Origin of the sequence: Plantactinospora sp. KLBMP9567 (genome assembly GCF_033446045.1) — a bacterium.
GTDB lineage: Bacteria > Actinomycetota > Actinomycetes > Mycobacteriales > Micromonosporaceae > Plantactinospora.
Map to the genome: position 1 here is coordinate 102,192 of NZ_JAWQRR010000034.1, position 17,550 is coordinate 119,741.

At 70.4% G+C, this 17,550-nt stretch carries 16 protein-coding genes and 3 tRNA genes; 8 read left to right on the forward strand and 11 right to left on the reverse strand.

Translation table 11 applies throughout. From position 1 onward, the window contains the following. Positions 1-208 precede the first annotated feature (208 nt). Entirely contained in the window at positions 209-1,228 is a 1,020-nt protein-coding gene (locus tag R6Y94_RS25650; RefSeq protein WP_318398410.1) for a CU044_5270 family protein, read from the reverse strand. Next, positions 1,221-1,832, reverse strand: coding sequence for a sigma-70 family RNA polymerase sigma factor (locus tag R6Y94_RS25655; protein WP_318398411.1), 612 nt, complete (start codon positions 1,830-1,832; stop codon positions 1,221-1,223). The genes R6Y94_RS25650 and R6Y94_RS25655 overlap by 8 nt, the downstream gene beginning before the upstream one ends. Positions 1,833-1,998: 166 nt before the next feature. On the opposite strand from R6Y94_RS25655, the gene R6Y94_RS25660 reads away from it, so the two are divergent. Next, a complete protein-coding gene (locus R6Y94_RS25660) occupies positions 1,999-2,205 on the forward strand; it encodes an integrase core domain-containing protein (RefSeq protein WP_412102883.1) in 207 nt (68 codons plus the stop codon). A 168-nt stretch (positions 2,206-2,373) separates the two neighbouring features. Here the strand turns inward: R6Y94_RS25660 and xerC are convergent, their stop codons facing one another. The 3 genes from xerC to R6Y94_RS25675 all read right to left on the reverse strand — a co-directional run bounded on the left by xerC (position 2,374) and on the right by R6Y94_RS25675 (position 4,225). After that, the gene (gene xerC / locus R6Y94_RS25665) at positions 2,374-3,441 is read right to left on the reverse strand and encodes a site-specific integrase (protein ID WP_318398412.1); all 1,068 of its coding nucleotides are present in this window, start codon (positions 3,439-3,441) and stop codon (positions 2,374-2,376) included. 586 nt (positions 3,442-4,027) lie between these two features. Continuing rightward, positions 4,028-4,100, reverse strand: a tRNA-Arg gene (locus R6Y94_RS25670). 34 nt (positions 4,101-4,134) lie between these two features. Further along, positions 4,135-4,225: transfer RNA gene (locus R6Y94_RS25675), tRNA-Ser, on the reverse strand. 600 nt (positions 4,226-4,825) lie between these two features. Between R6Y94_RS25675 and R6Y94_RS25680 the strand changes: the two genes are divergently transcribed. Beyond that, entirely contained in the window at positions 4,826-6,364 is a 1,539-nt protein-coding gene (locus tag R6Y94_RS25680; protein WP_318398413.1) for a hypothetical protein, read from the forward strand. Here R6Y94_RS25680 and R6Y94_RS25685 read toward each other — a convergent pair. Then, positions 6,325-7,149 (reverse strand): CPBP family intramembrane glutamic endopeptidase, encoded by an 825-nt coding sequence (locus tag R6Y94_RS25685; RefSeq protein ID WP_318398414.1) that lies wholly within the window; start codon positions 7,147-7,149, stop codon positions 6,325-6,327. The two genes, R6Y94_RS25680 and R6Y94_RS25685, sit on opposite strands and share 40 nt — an antisense overlap. A gap of 217 nt (positions 7,150-7,366) precedes the next feature. On the opposite strand from R6Y94_RS25685, the gene R6Y94_RS25690 reads away from it, so the two are divergent. Continuing rightward, entirely contained in the window at positions 7,367-8,482 is a 1,116-nt protein-coding gene (locus tag R6Y94_RS25690; RefSeq protein ID WP_318398415.1) for a globin domain-containing protein, read from the forward strand. Positions 8,483-8,573: 91 nt separating this feature from the next. On the opposite strand, the gene R6Y94_RS25695 is transcribed toward R6Y94_RS25690, so the two are convergent. Continuing rightward, positions 8,574-10,100, reverse strand: a complete 1,527-nt coding sequence (locus tag R6Y94_RS25695; protein ID WP_412102874.1) for a peptide deformylase — start codon at positions 10,098-10,100, stop codon at positions 8,574-8,576. A gap of 350 nt (positions 10,101-10,450) precedes the next feature. Here R6Y94_RS25695 and R6Y94_RS25700 point away from each other — a divergent pair, with 350 nt between their 5' ends. After that, positions 10,451-11,230, forward strand: a complete 780-nt coding sequence (locus R6Y94_RS25700; protein WP_318398525.1) for an IucA/IucC family C-terminal-domain containing protein — start codon at positions 10,451-10,453, stop codon at positions 11,228-11,230. A gap of 304 nt (positions 11,231-11,534) precedes the next feature. Further along, the gene (locus R6Y94_RS25705) at positions 11,535-12,245 is read left to right on the forward strand and encodes a class I SAM-dependent methyltransferase (RefSeq protein ID WP_318398416.1); all 711 of its coding nucleotides are present in this window, start codon (positions 11,535-11,537) and stop codon (positions 12,243-12,245) included. A 68-nt stretch (positions 12,246-12,313) separates the two neighbouring features. On the opposite strand, the gene R6Y94_RS25710 is transcribed toward R6Y94_RS25705, so the two are convergent. From R6Y94_RS25710 to R6Y94_RS25720, 3 genes are all read right to left on the reverse strand, one after another. Then, a complete protein-coding gene (locus R6Y94_RS25710) occupies positions 12,314-12,856 on the reverse strand; it encodes a YbhB/YbcL family Raf kinase inhibitor-like protein (protein WP_318398417.1) in 543 nt (180 codons plus the stop codon). A 175-nt stretch (positions 12,857-13,031) separates the two neighbouring features. After that, a complete protein-coding gene (locus R6Y94_RS25715) occupies positions 13,032-13,316 on the reverse strand; it encodes a hypothetical protein (RefSeq protein WP_318398418.1) in 285 nt (94 codons plus the stop codon). A 574-nt stretch (positions 13,317-13,890) separates the two neighbouring features. Continuing rightward, positions 13,891-13,977 (reverse strand) — tRNA-Ser (locus R6Y94_RS25720). A 232-nt stretch (positions 13,978-14,209) separates the two neighbouring features. Between R6Y94_RS25720 and R6Y94_RS25725 the strand changes: the two genes are divergently transcribed. Next, positions 14,210-15,187, forward strand: coding sequence for an NAD(P)H-quinone oxidoreductase (locus R6Y94_RS25725; RefSeq protein ID WP_318398419.1), 978 nt, complete (start codon positions 14,210-14,212; stop codon positions 15,185-15,187). 41 nt (positions 15,188-15,228) lie between these two features. On the opposite strand, the gene soxR is transcribed toward R6Y94_RS25725, so the two are convergent. Next, positions 15,229-15,696: a redox-sensitive transcriptional activator SoxR gene (soxR, locus tag R6Y94_RS25730; RefSeq protein ID WP_318398420.1), complete on the reverse strand. Its 468-nt coding sequence runs from the start codon at positions 15,694-15,696 to the stop codon at positions 15,229-15,231. A 115-nt stretch (positions 15,697-15,811) separates the two neighbouring features. Between soxR and R6Y94_RS25735 the strand changes: the two genes are divergently transcribed. Together R6Y94_RS25735 and R6Y94_RS25740 are read left to right on the forward strand one after the other, a co-directional pair. Then, on the forward strand, positions 15,812-16,549 hold the full coding sequence (locus tag R6Y94_RS25735; RefSeq protein ID WP_318398421.1) for a transketolase: 738 nt from the start codon (positions 15,812-15,814) through the stop codon (positions 16,547-16,549). An 8-nt stretch (positions 16,550-16,557) separates the two neighbouring features. Continuing rightward, positions 16,558-17,460: a transketolase gene (locus tag R6Y94_RS25740; protein ID WP_318398422.1), complete on the forward strand. Its 903-nt coding sequence runs from the start codon at positions 16,558-16,560 to the stop codon at positions 17,458-17,460. Positions 17,461-17,550: the final 90 nt, after the last annotated feature.

Consider the following 17,550-nt stretch of genomic DNA (forward strand, 5'->3'; position numbering starts at 1 on the left):
CGGTGGCCCTCGTAGCCCGGCTACGCTCCGTTCACGTGATGAGGTCGCTTTCGTCGCGGCTGTCTGCTGTTATCAACGCAACGTTCGTCGGGCGAGGGATCCTGCGGCTGTCGGCGTCGCGAGACTCCGGAGGGCCCTACCCAGCTCGACCTGACGGTGCCCTTCGCTACTAACGACAACTCCGATCGACGGACAGGGAAGTCGAACGTCATGGGATTTGACGCGCCTGGTCGACGATGGCGATCCTCGTCCGGGAAACGGCGCCCACCACCTCGTTCAGTGCGGGCCTCGGGCCCTCCTGGGGGAACCACCGCGTTCCGGGTGCGGCCGGTCCGGGGTTCGACGCTGGGCCCACCTTGACCTCGCGGGCGCCCAGATACTCGTGGGTCGTTGCGTCGAAGATGAGTTCCAAGCGGAATCCGTCGTTCGTGACCGCGACGGCGACGCCGGGCCTCCCTGCGGGGTCTACTGCACCCGGAAGCATCTCGACGCCCGAAATGGTCGCGAGCGTGTCGAACACCGCAGCCAGCGCCTCCGGGGGCACGTACCCTTCCTGGATGAGGTCGCCGGCCCGCCTGAACATCCACGGTCCGACGGGGCTGTCACCCGGGCTGTCCGCCGCCAGGTACTCGCGCATCGCGTCCTTTTGGGTAGGAAGGGATCCTAGATACGCGGGCACGCAGTCCGGCCCCGGGCGTGAGCAGGAGGCGCCCAGCACCACGTGAAGGTCGGGCAGTCCCTGGTGGCCGGGGTCGTAGGCCTTCTCGTCGAGCCACCCGTCGCGAGTGCCGTCCACCGATTTCCATGCCTGTCGGTGCTTACGGACCGGTGGAACGTAATTGTCACCGTCGTACCCTTGGAATGCGACGACGGACTCGACATACACGAACTGGTCAGGTCGGGGGGTAACGGCGGGTGTCTCTCGCGCCTGCGCGGCAGCGAGCTGCAGCACCATACGGGCATCGGCTGGCGGACCGGCGACGTCGGGACCGGGCTCGCGCTGGTCGACGGTCGCGAGCCCGACGACGATGGCAAGCGCCAAACCGGCCGCTGGCGCCAGCCGCCACGCCCACCGGGTCGTCAGTCGTGCCCGGCGGACATGGTGTGACGGCGCTGTTGCCGGGGTCGTGGCCTCGGCGAGGAGTTGGGCCCGGGCGCGGGCCATCGCGTTTGGTCCCGCCGACGGCATGTCGGCACGAAATCTGTTCATAAGGTCAAGGTCACTCATCGTCACTCCCGTTCATAAGGTTGAGCTCTGGATGGTCGCGCAGTGCCTCGCGGATACGGCGGCGAGCGCTGTGTAGCCGAGACCGGACCGTGCCGACCGGGATGCCGAGGGCTCGGGCCACCTCCGGGTAACTCAGCTGCGCCTGACCGACGAGGGTCAGCACCTCCCGCTCCCGGACGGACAGGCGGGCGAGCACCGTGGCGAGCTTGCGGACGTGGTCCTCGGCGGCGACGCGGGCCAGTACCCCATCGGTGTCGTCGAGCACGGGATCGAGTCCGGTGCGGGCGAGAGCACGGTACTGGCGCACCTCCGTCCGCTGTTCTCGATGTAGAAGATTGGCGGCGATCCCGTACAGCCAGGGACGGGCATCGGTCTGCGAGACGTCGTAGCCCTCCCTCCTACGGAACGCCACCAGGAACGTCTCCCCGACGAGATCGTCGGCGACCGAACGACCGATCCGGCGGGCCAGATACCGATGAATGGCCTCGGCATGCCGGTCGAAGATCTCAGCGAACTGCTCCGGCTCAGTCCAGGAGGACCGGATCAGCTCGTGATCGCCGGCCATACCCGTCATGTCCTCGATATGAACCACACCTGCTGTCATCGCCACCTCGGGGGACACAGCGCGGCCCGCTCGCCGGCCGCAGCATCTATTGGATGGGTCATCGGCTCTCCCCTGAGGGTGTCGGAGTCTGTCACCCGTTATTGCCCGATCGAGCCAAACCAGTTCGGTTGCTCAGGCTTCCGCCATCCGGGTTTGCCGACCAGCCCTGGCCGAGGCGTTCTTCGCCACCCTCAAGCGTGAGCTCGACGTCGACCACCGCCGTTGGGCCACCGAGACCGACGCCCGCCGCGACGTGTTCCGGTGGATCGCCTTCTACAACCACCGGCGCCGCCACTCCGCGCTGGGTTACCTCAGCCCCGCCGACTACGAACAAACTCTCGGCCCGACTACCCTGCACCCGATCGCGTCATAACCCGGTGTCCACATCCCGGGGGAACCTCGACACCACCATCGGCCGACAGGCGGTGGCGAGCCACCCGGCCAGCCGCGTCGACACCGACTGACTCAACACCGCCCGGCCGACGCGGACGTGCGCCTCCTCGCCCGCGCGATCTCGAAATGCGCGATGACGCCGGCCGTGTCACGCCTGGGACGCGCCCTCCAGCGACATACGGACCTTTGCGTGGGACAGCAGCAACGCCGCGGTGGCCCGCACCGCCTCCTTCGCCATCTTCTTGAATATGTAGATGTAGGTTTCCGCCGTGGTTACCGGGCTGGCGTGCCCCATGTCGTGCTGGATCATCTTCAGGTCAACCCCAGCGGCCGAGGCCAGTCCGGCAGCGGCGTGCCGCAGGTCGTGCAACCGCACCGGTGGCAACCCGAGTTGCTTGACCAGCTTCGCGAACCGGCGGGTCACCCAATCGGGGCTGACCGGGCGGCCATTCGCGTGCACGAAGACCCGTCCGTTCGGGGTCACCCCGCCGTTACGGCGCCGCTGCTCGTGCCACAACTCCCACAGCAGCTTCACGGTCGCCTCGTCGAGAGCCAGGGTTCGCACCCCGGCCGCCGACTTGGGCGGACCGATGTGCTCTCTCCCGCCGATGACGATGACCTGTTCCCTGATCGTCAGCTCCCCGGCGGCCAGGTCGATGTCCTCCCAGCGCAGGCCCGCCATCTCGCCCCGACGTGGGCCCCGCAGCGCCACCAGCCACCACAGAACGAACATCCGGTCGTCGCGTACCGCCTCCAGGAACTGCGCCAGGTTGTTCAGGTCCCACACGGCCACCCGCGGACGCAGGCCGGTCTCACGCCAGACCGCCTCGTGCTCGTCATCCCAGACCACCGCATGCGGACGCGCCCCGTTCGGTAGCCGCAGGTTCCGGGCAGGGTTGTAACCGACGATGTCCTGCCGTCTCGCCTCCGACAACGCGCTGCGCAGGACGGCTCGAATCCAGCTCACGCTGCCCGGCGAGATCAGCCGGCCACCACGTACAACCTGGCGAGAGATCGCGTCCATCGCCCGCTGAACGGTCTTCGTGCGCAGCTTGCTCAACCGGAAGTAGCCCAGGTGCGGGATCAGGTACTTCTCCACGATGCTGCGGTAGTTGAGCACCGTCGTGGGCCGCAACCGGCCCTCCAGTTCCGACAGCCAGAAGCGCAGCCAGCGTCGCACCGTCCACGTCCGCCCCACCGCCTCCGGCCCCGGCACCTGCGCCAGCTCCCAGCAGGCCCGCTCCGCCTCAGCCAGGGTGGCGAACCCACCCCTACGCGCCCGTTCACGACCGCCGTCAGGCCCGGGTACCTGCAAAGAGAAGTACCAGCGGCCGTGGCGGAAATCTGCCAGCCGAGCACAGCCGGCCCCGAACTGCTTACCGGTCACTTCGTCACGGCAACCGCACCGTCGGTATACCCGACCCGGCCCCTCGGAGACGCGCATCACCGACACCACCCGAAGGCGTCGCCGCACCCACGGGGGAGGTGGCCCCAATCTCTTGGGCAGATCCGGTCTTCAACGGTCCGGCCCCAGGGACGGACATTACACTCGTAGCCTTTGATTTCACCGTTTCGCTGCAAAATCTATCCCAACAGTTAGATATGCATCTAACTAAGGACCAAAGGACTAGAGATCGAACTCTCTTTCGCACGCACCTTCTCGATCCGCTGCTCGCTAGTGCGATCGACCAGCTCAGCGGGGCTACACAGAGCCTTGTACGTGGGTCACAGGCGTGACTCACACGTGACTCACATCGCGCCAGGGAAGATAGCTGGTGGGCTATCTTCCCTGTTCAAGAAGGCGCGCCCGAAGGGATTCGAACCCCTAACCTTCTGATCCGTAGTCAGATGCTCTATCCGTTGAGCTACGGGCGCAGTTGCCGGGCCAGTCTACACACCAACCTCAGCGCGGAGACTCCGGGATTCGAACCCGGGAGGGGCTTTAAGACCCCAACCGCATTAGCAGTGCGGCGCCATAGACCAGACTAGGCGAAGTCTCCCTGTGGTCCCACCAGACCACGTCGGTCGAGGATACAGGGCAGCGACCCGGCGGGGCAAAGCGACTTCCCGGGCAGACCCCGACCCGCCCGGGCCGGCCCCGCCACGCCCCGCGCGGCCGGCGGCACGACCTCCGCCGATTCCTGTTCGGTGCCGATCCGCCACCGAGACTAGGCTCACGTGCTATGGAGGAGCAGTCGCCCACCGAGCCGCCCCGCCGCCGCCCGGAGCCGAAGTCGACGCACCGCTCCGGCCCGACCAAGGCCGCCTTCGCCTCCGCTCCCGACCCTGAGACGGAGACGGCCGACCAGTCCCCGGCTCCGCCCCGCCCGCGCGCTCGTAAGACCCCTCCGACAGTGCTCTTCCAGCCACCGGCTGAACCGGAGCCGCTGCCACCCGGACGGCCTCCCGCCCGCACCGCGCAGTCGTCCGGAGCAGTCACGCAGCCGGATCCCGCCACACCGCCGTCGGCCACGGGGCGGGCCGACCGGGTTCCGCCGGCCATGGCGACGCCGACCCGCCCACAGACCGCCGACACCGCCCCCACGTCCGACGCCCCGGCCCCGGCCCCGGCCCCGGCCCCGGCAGGAGGATCCGACGAGGTGAACGCAGCCGGAACGGCCGTCCCGGCAACCGATCCGGCCAACCCCGCGGGCGCGGAGCCGACCGCCGACACCGCCACGCAGAGCGTGGCCGGAACGGGGGCCGGGTCCAAGATCACCGCCAAGAAGGCCGGCCCGGCGAAGAAGACGGCCGCCAAGAAGACCGCCGCAGCCAAGAAGACCGCCGCAGCCAAGAAGACCGCCGCAGCCAAGAAGACCGCCGCAGCCAAGAAGACCGCCGCAGCCAAGAAGACCGCCGCAGCCAAGAAGACCGCCGCAGCCAGGAAAGCGACCACCACGACCAAGGCGGCCGCGAAGAAGACCAGCACCGCGAAGAAGGCCACCGCTGCGGAGAAGGCCACCGCCGCGAAGAGAACCACCGCCGCGAAGAAGACCGCCACCAAGTCGGCCGCCGCGGCTACGGCGGCCGACACGGACTCCGGCGAGAAGACGGCGGTACCGTCCACCGCCGCGCCGGGAACAGCGACACCGTCTCCCAGCCCCAGCCCCAGCGGCTTCACCAACAGTGCCGTGAGTGAGATCACGGCTCCCGCCGATGCCGACACCGTCGAACCGACCAGCACGGCAGGGCCGACCCGCCCAGTCCAGGAGGAGACCCACGTCGGCGAGCCCGGCGCTCAGGAAGCCGGAGCCGATTCCGCGGCGAGCGGCACACCGAGCGAGTCCACCGGCATCGGTACGTCGTACCCGGTCGGCACGCCCAACGCGATCGTCCCGGCGGATCGGGCGGCTTCGGGGCGTACTCCTGGACCGCAGGCACAACCGTCGACGATCCGGCAGATTTTCGACCACCCCGGCTACGCACCCGAACTGCTCGCCCTGGCCGCGGTACGCGGGCTCGGCCCGGAGGCCGGGGCCTGGGCGGCCTGGGTCCGGGCCGCCTACCCCGGTGCCAGCGCCGAGGGTCTGGTCCGACTGGCCACCCGGCGGTACGTCCGACTCGCCGCCGCCGGTGGGGCCCTGTCTACGGCGACCGGGATGCTCGCCCCGCTCGCCGAGCTGGCCGCCGTCACCTGGGCGCAGGCCGGCCTGGTGCTGCATCTGGCGGCCGCGTACGACCATGATCCGAGCCGACCGGAGCGGGCCGCCGACCTGCTGGTACTGACCCGGGTCCACCCGGACGTGCCGAGTGCCCGGGCCGCGCTGGCCGCCGCCGAGGCGGCGATCACCGGCCGGCGGGAAGATCCGCGACCGGCCGCCGACGACGGTTCGACGGAAAACGTCGACGCGGAACCGGGCCGGCTGACCGAGGCGGGCTGGCGGCTGGGTGCGCCGATCGTCGCCCGGACCGCGAACTGGCTGGCGCTGCGGCTCGCCGTACGGCGGCTGCCCGGGGCGATGACACTGGCCGCCGCGATGCTGAGTTCCGCCAACACCGAACGGCTCGCCGCCCGGGCAATCGGGTACTACCGCTCGGGAGCCGGCTGGTCGGACGCTGCCGGGCGTCCGGCGGTGACAGTCGGAGGCGAGTCACCCGACTACAGCCAGTCGAACCACTCCTCGGGCAGCAGCGCGTAGCCGACGAAGGCGACCACGTCCAGCAGGGTGTGCGCTACCACCAGCGGCAGCACCCGCCTGGTACGCAGGAAGAACAGCGCGAACACCACGCCCATGACCGCGTTGCCGACGAACGCGCCGAAGCCCTGGTAGAGGTGGTACGAGCCGCGCAGCAGCGCGCTGGCGGCGATGACGGCGCCGATCCGCCACCCCATCTCCCGCAGCCGGGTCATCAGGTAGCCGACCACGACGACCTCTTCGAGGATCGCGTTCTGCGCGGCGGAGAGGACGAGCACCGGGACCGCCCACCACAGGTCGGGCAGGCTCGCCGGGACGACGTTGGCGTTGATGCCGAGCTGCGCGGCGATCCAGAAGAGGCCGAGCCCGGGCAGCCCGATCGCGGCGGCCAGCGCCGCGCCCCAGGCCAGGTCCCGGCCGGGCCGCTGGCCGTCCAGGCCGAGCACCTCCCGGGCACCCCCCGGACCCTGCTCGGGCAGGGCGTCCCGGGCGAGCAGCCCGTCGCGGTCCAGGGTCCGGTCCCGGTCCATCAGGTGTACGGCGAGCAGCACCGGCACGAGGGCGAAGAAGATCCCGAGGAGCTGATACGTGAGGTCGAGCCAGGGTCGCGCCGACTGGGAGGCGTTCAGCGTGGCGTTCTGCTCGGACAGCGGCCGGTCGGCGGTGAGCCGGGCGACGATGGTGACCGCCGAGTAGACGGCGGACTGCCCGAGGGACAGCCCGAGGACCAGGAGCACCTCGGTGCCCAGCACGCGGCGGGAGAGCGGGCGGGCGAGATCAACCGTCACCCGACAACTGTGCCCGATCGGGCCGCCTGGCGGGAGCGTCCGCACCGGTGTCCCTGACCCGACCACCCGGCGGAGGGGCGGCTCCGCCCGACGTCACAGCGGGGGAGTCGGTTCTCCGACAAGAGGCGATAGACCGTCAATCGCACATTCTGTGCGACCGGCACTGACTCACGGTATTCATTCTTATCCGCGCAGTGGCCCCGACCGAGAAGGTGTCATGGACAACCTCGCACAGCTGTTGAAGGAGAGCTGGACCCTCGTCGAAGATCGGCGGGACAAGGTCGCGGGATACTTCTACGCCCGGATGTTCCTGTCCGATCCCGCCCTGCGCACATTGTTTCCGGTGCAGATGGAGAGCCAGCGGGACCGGCTGCTGGAGGCGATCGTGACCGCCGTCCAGACCATCGACGACCCCGAGAACTTCGACGAGTACCTCCGCTCGCTCGGCCGCGACCACCGCAAATACCACGTCAAGCCGGAGCACTACGACACCATGGGCGCCGCGCTGCTGGCCGCGCTGCCGGAGGTCGCGGGCGAGCACTGGACCGTCGAGTACGACCAGGCGTGGCGGGACGCGTACCGGGTGATCGCCGAGCGCATGCAGGCCGGCGCGGCCGACGACCCGAACCCGCCGTTCTGGCACGCGGAGGTGATCGGCCACGAACGGCGGGGCAGCGACATCGCCGTACTGACCTGCCGGCCCCTCCAGCACCACCTGCCCTACCGGGCCGGCCAGTACGTCAGCGTCGAGGTGCCGCGCTACCAGCCCCGCCTCTGGCGGACGTACTCGATCGCCAACGCCCCGCGCGCGGACAACACCCTCGACTTCCACGTCCGGGCGGTCGGTGCCGGATGGGTCTCCAGCGCCCTGGTCCGCCGGGTCAAGGTCGGTGACCTGCTGCGGGTGGCCGCCCCGATGGGCGCGATGACGCTGGACCGGTCCTCCACCCGGGACGTGCTCTGCGTGGCCGGCGGCGTCGGGCTCGCCCCGATCAAGGCACTCGCCGAGGAACTGGCCGGATACAACCGCATTCGCTGGATGCACGTCTTCGTCGGCGCGGCCGGGCGCGACGACCTGTACGGGCTGACCGAGCTCCAGGCACTCGCCGCGCAGCACCCGTGGCTGTCGGTCATCCCGGTGTGCGGCGCGGATTCCGGCTTCGACGGCGAACGTGGCGAGATCACCGACGTCTTCGCCCGCTACGGCCCGTGGACCACCCACGACTGCTACGTCTCCGGATCGGCCGCCCTGGTCCGCTCCGCGCTCCGCACGCTGGCCGCCGACGACGTGCCCCCGGAGAACATCCGGTACGACGCCTTCGGCGACCTCTAGACACCCTCCCTCTCCCCCCAAGCCGGGTCTCCGTGTCCTACCCGTAGGGCACGGAGGCCCGGCTCCCCTTTCGGGGGTCGGCCGTCCGCGCTCAATAGCGCCAGGGGTTGCCGGTGTCCCGGTACTCCTCGATCGGCACCAGTGGGACCTCCGGGTCCATCCGGTCGACGTAGAGCCGACCCTCCAGGTGGTCGATCTCGTGCGCGACCAGTCGGGCCATGGCGAGTTCGAACGACGTGATCATGCGCTTGCCGTCCCAACGCGCGTGCTCGACGTCGAGCCGCAGCGGCCGGGCGACCAGGCCACGGAGATCGAACAGGGAGAGGCAGCCCTCGTACTGCTCGTCGGTCTCCAGCGCGGCGTCGACCACCCGGGGGTTGAGCAGTACGACCGGTTCGGCGTCCCGGTCCGGTGGGCGTACCACGGCGGCGGCCCAGGGGAGCCCGATCTGCGGTGCGGCGAGCCCGACCCCCTTGCTGAACGGGTGCAGCTCGTCGAGGCGTTCCAGAGCGACCCGGAGCCGGGCCACCACGTCCCGGGCGTTGGCGTCGTCCCGGGGCAGGTCGAAGTGCCGGGCCGGCTGGCGTAGCAGGTCCGCGCCGAGCTGCACGATGCCGGCGGCCCGCATCCGGTCACTGGCCCGGCCCTCCGCCGATTCCGGCGACGCGGCGGCGGGTGCGGCCGGCTGGGCCCGGTAGCGCCACTCCAGCCGGTACCGGGCGTTCAGCGGCGGGTCGTCGGTCGACCACTCGAAGAGCGCCCGGCCGCCCTCGTCGTGCCGGACCAGTGGCGTACGCAGCGGCCCCTCCTCGGCCGACAGCGACGTCTCCACGCCCCAGACCTGCGGCTCGAGGTCGAGCGGCAGGTCGAGCCGGAGCGCGAGCCGACGGGTGGGCAGCCGTACGGCGCGCTGGAACCACTGCCCCCACTTGTCCTGGTTGACCCGGTAGGAGTATTCGGTGGTGACCCGCTCGCCCGGATACAGCGGGAACCGGCCGTCGCCGTTTTCGAAGAGCAGCCACACCTCCTTGAAGGCGTCCCGGTCGTGCTTCTTGCGCCACTCCATCGGCTCGCGGCTGCCCTGGTCGTCGCAGAACGCCTGGAGGTCCAGCTCGGCGAAGGTCAGCGGGTTCTCCCGGTGGTGCCGGTTGGACCGGGCAGGGTCGTTGGGATAGCGGTCGACGGCGATCCGCACGAGGTAGCGGGTGACCGGCTCCGTTCCGGCGTTGTAGAGCGCCCGCCGGATCACGCAGCGGTACGCGCCCTCGTGGTAGGCGAGCGTGGCGGTCTCCTGCTCCACGATCAGTCCGGTGCCGGGCGGCATCCACTGCTCGGGCACGGGTGGGTCGCGGTGCGCGACGGCACTGGAGCGGGCCTGCCGCAGTTCGTCGTACTCCTGGAAGCGCTGCCAGATCGCTCCGGCGGCGCCGAGTACGGCCTCCGCGCGCCGGGCGAAGTCCTCGGTCGGCCGGTGCCGCCGGCCCTCGACATGGCTGACGTAGGAAGGGTCGAACCCCATCCGGGCCGCGAGCTGTTTCTTGGTCATGCCCCGCTCGACCCGCCGGCGGGAAAGCTCGGCCGCGAACGAGTCGGCAGCCCGCTCGATTGGCGTGGTCATCAGGATCCTCTGGCCGGGAATCTCAGTTTGCTGGCCGAGCCGGCCAGTCTGACAGAACTGGCGCGTTAACGACAATGGCTTGACATTCCGGTCTCCGTGGATGATCCTCCACAGCCCAACTCCCGATCCCAGTCAGATCCGCGACGTGTCGGGGGAAACATCCCGGGAAGACACCCCGGTACCCCCAACTCTGGTTAGCCTTGCCTTAGTAGGCTAGGGTGACGTTCGGTTGTCAGACGTGGGGGGTTGATCCAGGTGGTATCGAGGCAGACCAGTCCGGCTGCGGCCGTCGTGCCGTCCGCCTGCCCGCCCACCGGAACGCCACGAAACGGCGACCCAGCGTGACCGTCCTGATCGGCGACCGGGCCGCCGCACCACTGGCCCCGGTGACCGCCACGCTGCGCGCCGCCTTCGGCACCGACGAGCTGCCCGGCCTCGCGACCGGCCTGCTGGTCTCCGACGAGACCGGCTGGGCCCCGGCCACCGAGCTGGTCGACGGCACCCGGCTGCCCGAGCTGCTGGCCGTCACCCGGCACCGCTGGGGCGCCACCTCGCACACCGCCGCCGCACTGGCCTGGAAGTCCTACACCTACTGGCTGCTGCTGCCCGTGGTGCTCGGCTGGGCCTCCGCGCGCCGGGTGCCACTGCTGCGCCCGGACGACGTACTGGTCAGGTTCGAGGACCATCGGCCGCTGCTCACGCTCGGCATGCGCCGCTCCACCGAAATCGCCGTACTTCCCTCGGACCCACTGGCCCTCTCCGGCCTGCCCGAGGTGCGGGTCGTACTGGGCGAGGCCGAGCTGCTCGCCGCGCTGCGCGCGTCCCTGCTCGACGCGCACCTGACCCCGATGCTCGACTCGCTGCACCAGCAGGTCCGGGTCGGCACCCGTACGCTGCTCGGCTCGGTCGCCTCCGGCGTGGCGCACGGGGTACTGCGGGCGGCCGACACGCTGCCCGGCGGCTCCGCCGAGACGATCGGCGCACTGCTCGACACCCTGGGCGTGGCGGACCTGGTCGACCTGGTGCCCGGCCCGACCGGCGAACTGACCGTCCAGCGCAAGACCTGCTGCCTGGCCTTCACCCTGCCGCAGCCCAAGGTGTGCGCGGGTTGCTGCATCCGCACCTCCTGAGCACCCGTCCGCCGCCGAACCGGGCTCCGCCACCGCGGCGATCCCGGAGCGTCACCGTCAGCTGACGGAGCGTGGCGAGTCGACCAAGGGATCGACGCTGGACTGTTATCGCCCTGACATGCCGGGCGTACCTCCTCGGGCTATGTTCGGGAGGTCTGTAACGAAACGCCCCCGAACTGGTCACAACCGATGCCTGAAGTCACGAGTTCGGCTCGCACGAGTGCCCCAATTTTCCTACGGTCGTCGTAGATGGTTCACTCTGTCGGTCCAGTGCAGGTCGAGTCAGAGCGTGAGGGATCTACGCATGGCAGAAATAACTGGAGATCAGCGTATTCAGGAAGAGGTGCTCGAGGGCCTGGCCACAGCCGTCAACCACCGACGCTGGTTCGTCGAGCTGGCTCTCCCCTACCTTGGCGACAATCCGATCGAGATCGGTAGTGGCCTGGGGGACTACGCCATCGAGTGGGCACCGTTCCTGGAGCGGTTCACCGCGACCGAGGCTGACCCGGACCGGCTGGTCGCGCTCAAGGAGCGCCTCGCCAGCGAGCCGACCATCGAGGTGCGGCAGATGCTGCTGCCCAACACGGAGCAGGGCGACTACAGCGCCGCCGTCTCCTACAACGTGCTGGAGCACATCGAGGACCACGTCGGGGCGCTGCGCAGCATGCGCAATCTGGTACGACCCGGCGGGGCGATCGTGCTGATCGTGCCGGCCTTCGAGTTCGCGATGAGCCCGGCCGACATCGCCACCGGGCACGTCCGGCGCTACACGAAGAAGACCATGCGGGCCGCCCTCGAAGAGGCGGGCCTGGAGGTCGAGACGCTGCACTACGCCAACGCGCTGGGACTGCTCGGCTACTACATGGCGACCAGCGTCTTCCGGCTGATGCCCAAGGAAGGGCCGATGGTCAAGGTGTACGACACCCTCGTACTGCCGGTGACCAAGGCCGCAGAGCGGGTGGTCCGCCCGCCGTTCGGCCAGTCCGTCTTCGCGGTCGCCCGAGTGCCCGCCTGAAGCAACCACGGGCCACGGGCCGGCATCGGCGCACCATCTTCCGCCGGATGCCGGCCCCGCCGCCAGCCTCAGCCCTTGACCTGGTACGTCGGCCGGATCACCGCCCGGGCCAGGGTGTGGAAGGTCAGGTTGAACCCGACGTACGCCGGGCTCGCCTCCGGCGCGAGGTCGAGCTTCTCCACGTCGAGGGCGTGCACGGCGAAGACGTACCGGTGCGGGCGGTCCCCGGCCGGCGGCGCGGAGCCGCCGTACGTCTGCTCGCCGTAGTCGTTGCGCACGCTGAACGCGCCCGGAACACCGGCCGATGACGTCTGCCCGGCTCCCTGGGGCAGCTCGGTCACCTCGACGGGTACGTTGACCAGCACCCAGTGCCAGAACCCGCTGCCGGTGGGGGCGTCGGGGTCATAGCAGGTGACCGAGAAGCTCTTGGTCTCGGCCGGGAAGCCCGTCCAGGCGAGCTGCGGCGAGAGGTTCGCGCCACCGACGCTCGGGTGGGCGAACTCGGCGGCCATCGGCTCGCCGTTCTGGACGTCGTTGCTGGTCAGCGTGAATGTCGGAACGGTCGGCAGCAGCTCGTACGGGTCGGGTGGAACGGGTCGGTCGAGAGTCATCGCGAAGTCCTTTCCGCACAGCGGGTCGCTCGGGCCGGTGAACCGGCGCCGTGCCCTTTCTACCCGTTCGACGGGTAACCACCCGCGTGGACCTCGCGGCCTGCTCCGTACGTTCGCCACCCGTCACTCCTCAGGGCATCTCGGCCCGCCACTGCGCGGCCTCGGCGCCGGCGGGTCAGGGTTCGGCGTCCTTCGGTACCGCGTCGGCCGCGATCCGCAGCTCGGCGGCGGTGACGCCGGGCGGCGGTACGGCCGCGCGGCGGTGGATCTCGACCACCAGCGGGCGGCGCGGCTCCTCGACCCGGGCCAGATAGCCGCGGGCCGCCGCCAGTGCCTCGCAGTGCAGGACTCCGCAGCTGCGGCAGATCCCCTCGGCGTCCGCAGCGTGATCGGCGACGATTCGCCGGGCCACGAGGATGAGTCGGTTCCGCACCTGCACCGGGGTGAGCCGCAGCTCCATGGCGCCCTCGCTTCACTCCGTACGCCCATTCGGGCGTGACCGTCGCCAGCGGCCCCGTACCGCCGATTTCCACAGAAGATGTGCACGGAGAATCACCGTGCGATTACTACGCGTAGAGCGTAGGGGAACCCATCGCATAGCCGTCAACCGAGTGTGGGACATCTCCCAGGTACCGGAACAGACCCGCGCACCGAAGCCCCGTGTACCACATCCGACACATGATCAGGCCGTTGTCCACAGACGTCTTCGTTATCCACAGTCGTGCTCGCCGTGCGCCCAACGGCGTTGGCACCGAGGCAACAATCGCGGCATGTCTGACGTGTGTCGGAGGCAAGGGATAGAGAGGAGGAGAGTTTGTCCAGGGATCATGAGAGAGACCAGTTCGAACGGATGCGCCGTGTCGAACAGATCGAGCGGGACCCCTGCTCGTCGCACTGCCGACGGAGGTACGCAGGCACGCCTGGTGCGCGTCCGCCGCGCCGCCGTACTCCTCGACCCGATCGACACCCGAAAGGCGGGGCAACGGCAACGGCGTTTCCGGGCCGGCAGACCGGCGCGCACACAAGTTCACTTGCGGAGGGCGTGGGATTCGAACCCACGAGGACGTTGCCGCCCTACCGGTTTTCAAGACCAGCGCCATCGGCCACTAGGCGAGCCCTCCCGGGGCCGTGGTCGTCCATGGAACAGCGGTCCACGGCCGTGCCTAGTGTGCCATGGCCGGCGGTCGGCCGGGCGTAGCAGGTTGGGGGACCTCCGGCAGGATCCACGGCTGTACCCGGCAGGATCCACGGGCGTACCCGGCAGGAAAGCACCGACCTGATCGCGCGGGGTTTAACCAGCCGAACTCCGGGCCGAGGCTTGGGCCGGAAAGAGGATCGGGTAAGACTGGACCGATGAAGGCGATCACGATTCCCGAGCCGGGCGGACCCGACGCGTTGGTCTGGGCCGACGTGCCCGAGCCGATTCCGGGGCCGGACGAGGTGACGCTCGAGGTCCGGGCGAGTGCGGTCAACCGGGCCGACCTACTGCAACGCCAGGGACATTATCCGCCGCCGCCGGGTGCTCCGCCGTACCCGGGCCTGGAGTGCGCGGGCGTGGTCAGTGCGGTCGGTGCCGAGGTGACCGGCTGGAGTGTCGGCGATCCGGCCTGCGCGCTGCTCAGCGGCGGCGGCTACGCCGAACGGGTGGCAGTACCGGCCGGGCAGCTCCTGCCGGTACCGGAGGGGGTCGACCTGGTCGACGCGGCGGCACTGCCCGAGGTTGCCTGCACGGTCTGGTCCAATGTGGTCCAACTGGCCCGGCTCGGCATCGGGGAGACCCTGCTCGTGCACGGCGGCGGCAGCGGCATCGGCACCTTCGCGATCCAGCTCGGTACGGCCCTCGGCGCCACCGTGCTGGCCACCGCCCGGGGCAACAAGCACGACCGGCTTCGCGAGTTGGGCGCCAGCGGGGTCATCGACTACGCCGAGGAGGACTTCGTCGAGGCGACGAAGCGGCTCACCGACGGCCGGGGCGCCGACGTGATCCTGGACATCATGGGCGCCTCCTATCTGGGCCGCAATGTCAAGGCGTTGGCCACCGGCGGTCGGATCGTGGTGATCGGCCTCCAGGGTGGCCGCAAGGGCGAACTGGACCTGGCCGCACTGCTGGCCAAGCGGGGTTCGGTGGCCGCGACCGCACTGCGGTCCCGGCCCGCCGTGGAGAAGGCCGCGATCGTCCGGGGCGTACGCGAGGAGGTCTGGCCGCTGATCGAGTCGGGCTCGGTCCGTCCGGTGATCTACCGCCGGCTGCCGATGTCGGAGGCGGCCGAGGCGCACCGGATCGTGGACTCCAGCGACCACATCGGCAAGGTGCTGCTCACGGTCGACTGAATCACCTGGTCCGTCACGCGCACAGCCGGCGGAGCACCGGATCAGCCGGCCGGGCCCGGCTCCGGAGGTGGGGCGGGCAGCATCCGGCGCGGGCCGGAGCCCTCGGCGGCCAGCTCGTCGTGCGGGTTGTAGAGGTTGCAACTGCGCAGCGACAGGCAGCCGCAGCCGATGCAGTTGGTGAGATCGTCGCGCAGCCGGATCATCAGGTCGATCTTCTCGTCCAGCCGGCGACGCCACCTCGCGGAGAGCCGCGCCCAGTCGGCCCTGGTCGGGGTACGTCCGTCCGGCAGCTCGGCGAGCGCCCCCCGGATGTCCTCCAGTGACACCCCGAGCTGCTGTGAGATCCGGATGAACGCCACCCGGCGCAGCTCGGCCCGGTCGAAGCGCCGCTGGTTGCCTCCGGTACGCCCGGCCCGGATCAGCCCGAGCCGCTCGTAGTAGCGCAGCGCCGAGGTCGCCACGCCGGAGCGGGCGGCCAACTCCCCGATGGTCAGGGTCTCCTGCCGCACGGCGATCCCCCTCACAGACGGTCGGACCGGATCGACAGCTACCCCGGAACCGGATCGACAGCTATCCCGGCAAAGGTCTTGAGTTGAAGCGAACTTCAACTTGCAGGGTAGAGGCATGACCACGACAGCCACCGCAGCGGGGCGTATCCGCCCGTCCGCGCCGCAGGTCCGGTGCTCCAGCCTTCCGGCCGCACTCGCTCCGCTGCTACGCAGGCTGACCGGTGACGAGAAACACGCGCCCAGCGCACACTCGACCCTCGACGTGCTCTGGGTGCTCTACGACCGGATCCTCCGGGTCTCCCCGGCGACCGCCGACGACCCCGACCGGGACCGTTTCCTGCTCTCCAAGGGTCACGGACCGGCCGCCTACTACGCGGTGCTCGCCGCGAAGGGGTTCGTCCCGGAACACTGGCTCGACGACCTGGCCGGCCCGGAGAGCCGGCTCGGCCACCACCCGGACCGGGTGCTGGTCCCCGGGGTCGAGATCGGCACCGGCTCGCTCGGCCACGGCCTCGGGCTGGGCGTCGGCACCGCGCTCGGGCTCCGCGCCCAGGGCCTGGACCGGCCCCGGGTGTACGTCCTGCTCGGCGACGCCGAACTCGACGAGGGATCGAACCACGAGGCGATGGCGTACGCCGGCGCCACCGGGCTGGGCACGCTCACCGCGATCGTGATCGACAACCAGTCCGCCAGCCACGGCTGGCCGGGAGGGATAGCCAGCCGGTTCACCGTGCACGGCTGGTCCGCCAGCACCGTCGACGGCCGGGACCACGACGCGATCGAGATCGCCCTCACCGCCTACCGACCGGACCGGCCGCACGTGGTCGTCGCGGTCGTCGAAGCCAAGGAGTGACCGACGCGATGCGCGACACCTTCGTCAACACCGCCACCGCGCTGCTGGACGACGATCCGCGTACCGCGGTCGTGCTCGCCGACATCTCGGCGTCGAGTTTCGGGCCCGCCGCCCGGCAGCACCCGGACCGGGTACTCAACGTCGGGATCCGGGAGCAGTTGATGGTCGGAGTGGCCGGCGGGCTCGCCCTGACCGGGCTGCGCCCGATCGTGCACTCGTACGCCACATTCGCCGTCGACCGGGCGTACGAGCAGCTCAAGCTCGACCTCGACCACCAGGGTGTGGGTGCGGTGGTGGTCAGCGTCGGTGCGTCGTACGACGGGGCGAGCATGGGCCGCACGCACATGTCCCCGGGCGACGTGGCCCTGCTGGACACCCTCACCGACTGGACGGTGCACGTGCCCGGGCATCCGGCCGAGGTGCCCGGGCTGCTCCGGGCGGCCGTCCGGCACGACGACCGGGTCTACCTGCGGCTCTCCACCCAGGTCAACGAGGGGCCACTGCCCGCCGCCGGGCGGCTGGCGGTACTCCGCCGGGGCTCGGTCGGCGCGGCCCTGGTGGTGGCGGTCGGCCCGATGCTCCGCCCGGTGCTGGAGGCGGTCGCCGGGCTGGACGTGACGGTCGCGTACACCCACACGCCGCGCCCGTTCGACGTCGTCGGACTGCGGGAACTGGCCGGCGCGGCCACCACCGCCGGTACCGCACCGTCGGTGGTGCTGGTCGAGCCCTATCTGGCCGGTACGTCCAGCGCGCTGCTCGGCGCGGCGCTGGGCGGGGTACCGCACCGGTCGCTCTCGCTCGGCGTGGGCCGCACCGACCTGCGCCGGTACGGCGAACCGGCCGACCACGCCCGGTGGCACGGCCTCGACCCGGCGGGCCTGCGCCGGTCGATCACCGAATTCCTCGGCTGACGACTGGCCCTCTTCAACCTGAACCGCGCGGCGCACGCGCCCCGGTTTCCGCCTACGGCCATGGCGGACCGCAACGGGAGGTTGAAAGGT

Excerpts from the sequence above, each read along its gene's own strand:
- R6Y94_RS25715 (WP_318398418.1), bottom strand. The coding sequence starts at position 13,316 with ATGGAGCTGCGGCTCACCCCGGTGCAGGTGCGGAACCGACTCATCCTC.
- R6Y94_RS25705 (WP_318398416.1), top strand. The coding sequence starts at position 11,535 with ATGGCAGAAATAACTGGAGATCAGCGTATTCAGGAAGAGGTGCTCGAG.
- R6Y94_RS25690 (WP_318398415.1), top strand. The coding sequence starts at position 7,367 with ATGGACAACCTCGCACAGCTGTTGAAGGAGAGCTGGACCCTCGTCGAA.
- R6Y94_RS25735 (WP_318398421.1), top strand. The coding sequence starts at position 15,812 with ATGACCACGACAGCCACCGCAGCGGGGCGTATCCGCCCGTCCGCGCCG.
- R6Y94_RS25655 (WP_318398411.1), bottom strand. The coding sequence starts at position 1,832 with ATGACAGCAGGTGTGGTTCATATCGAGGACATGACGGGTATGGCCGGC.
- R6Y94_RS25710 (WP_318398417.1), bottom strand. The coding sequence starts at position 12,856 with ATGACTCTCGACCGACCCGTTCCACCCGACCCGTACGAGCTGCTGCCG.
- R6Y94_RS25650 (WP_318398410.1), bottom strand. The coding sequence starts at position 1,228 with ATGAGTGACCTTGACCTTATGAACAGATTTCGTGCCGACATGCCGTCG.
- R6Y94_RS25725 (WP_318398419.1), top strand. The coding sequence starts at position 14,210 with ATGAAGGCGATCACGATTCCCGAGCCGGGCGGACCCGACGCGTTGGTC.
- R6Y94_RS25695 (WP_412102874.1), bottom strand. The coding sequence starts at position 10,100 with ATGACCACGCCAATCGAGCGGGCTGCCGACTCGTTCGCGGCCGAGCTT.
- R6Y94_RS25740 (WP_318398422.1), top strand. The coding sequence starts at position 16,558 with ATGCGCGACACCTTCGTCAACACCGCCACCGCGCTGCTGGACGACGAT.